The sequence below is a fragment of the Skermanella stibiiresistens SB22 genome (genome assembly GCF_000576635.1).
GTDB lineage: Bacteria > Pseudomonadota > Alphaproteobacteria > Azospirillales > Azospirillaceae > Skermanella > Skermanella stibiiresistens.
Genome location: NZ_AVFL01000127.1, coordinates 1 through 410 on the forward strand (window position 1 = coordinate 1; position 410 = coordinate 410).

The window sequence follows — 410 nt, forward strand, 5'->3', positions numbered from 1 at the left end:
CCATCCACTCGCCGTTCGGCCAGGTGCTGAAGGCGATCCGGGAAAACGAGCCGCGCGCGGTCTCGCTGGGCTACAAGGTGGAGCAGTACAAGCTGGCGGCCTTCGTCATGTCGGCGGCGCTGGCCGGGCTGGCGGGCGGCACCAAGGCGATCGTGTTCCAGCTGGCGTCGCTGACCGACATCACCTGGCAGATGTCGGGCGAGGTCGTGCTGATGACCTTGCTGGGCGGGCTCGGCACCATCTTCGGCCCGGTGGTCGGAGCCTTCCTGGTCGTCACCCTGCAGAACTACCTGGCCGGCACCCAGCTGCCCGTCACGGTCGTCACCGGCGTCATCTTCGTCATCTGCGTCCTGCTGTTCCGCCGCGGCATCGTCGGCGAGATCGGCGCCCTGATCAAGGGCAAGGGCTGA

Annotated in this window: 1 protein-coding gene; it reads left to right on the top strand. The window is 67.8% G+C overall.

Going from position 1 to position 410, the window contains the following annotated elements:
- Positions 1-410 (top strand): branched-chain amino acid ABC transporter permease (locus tag N825_RS35770; RefSeq protein ID WP_037462498.1); only part of this gene is annotated, 410 nt, incomplete at its 5' end.